1 protein-coding gene and 1 pseudogene are annotated in these 871 nt (G+C 73.9%); both read right to left on the reverse strand.

The window, feature by feature from the left end:
- Positions 1-230: roadblock/LC7 domain-containing protein (locus tag ACFVWU_RS44365; RefSeq protein WP_387632242.1), on the reverse strand; the 230-nt coding region annotated here is incomplete at its 3' end.
- A gap of 10 nt (positions 231-240) precedes the next feature.
- A pseudogene (locus tag ACFVWU_RS44370) lies at positions 241-871 on the reverse strand (hypothetical protein); the annotation flags it as partial.

Below are 871 nucleotides of genomic sequence, written 5' to 3' on the forward strand. Positions count from 1 at the left end.
ACGACGGTCTGGTTGACCTCGCCGCCTTCGAAGATCCGGCTGGCGCCGGAGGTGAGGGAGGTGAGGCCGGAGGCGACGGCGGCGAGCTGGTCGGCACGGTCGCGCGGGAAGCCCTCGGACATGCACAGCAGGAGGCCGTCCGCGGAGACCACCACGGTGTGGGACACCCCGGGGGTGTTGTCCACGAAATTGGTGATCAGCCAGTTCAGGTTCTGTGCGGCCTGGCTCATCTGAGTCAACTCAACGCTCCTGGTGGTTCGAGCCGCCGAAGAGATCGGTGCTCCGGTTCTGTCCGTTGCCGGACTGGTCTACCTGATCGGGGTCGATCCGGAAGCTTCCGGTGTTGCCGGCGCTGCGGCCCTGCTCCACACCGCGGCGCAGGTTGGTGAGGCGGCCACGGACCTCCTCGGGGCTGCGGGAGACCTGCGGCCCTTCCTGCGGGGTGGGCTTGGCGTTGCCGGGCACCAGGTTCTGCTTCGGCACGCGCCGGGGCAGGCCGGCCCCGGTGGTGCCGGAGGACGAGGGCTCGCGCAGCTGCTCGGCGCGCTGCCAGTTGCCGTCGTTCGGCGACTGCCAGGCGGAGCTGGCGGTCGGGCCGGTCGGGCCGTAACCGCCGAGCGAGGACACGTCGTGGCCGCGCGACCCGTCGGACGACGAGGTGTCCTTGGCGCCGGCGAACCAGTTGGGGCTCTCGCCGGACGGGCTGCCGCCGGCAGGGGCGCTGCCCAGGCTGCCGCCCGCCAGCTGCTGGCCGGGGCGGCGCTGGGGCAGCCCGGACGGCAGGGTGGTGGCGGGGCCGGCGGCGGGCAGGGCGGGCGGCTCCGGGGTGTACGGGTGGCCGGTCGGGGCCTCGTCGGCCCGGCGGCCGTAG

The sequence above is a fragment of the Kitasatospora sp. NPDC058190 genome, from assembly GCF_042883685.1.
Taxonomy (GTDB): domain Bacteria; phylum Actinomycetota; class Actinomycetes; order Streptomycetales; family Streptomycetaceae; genus Kitasatospora.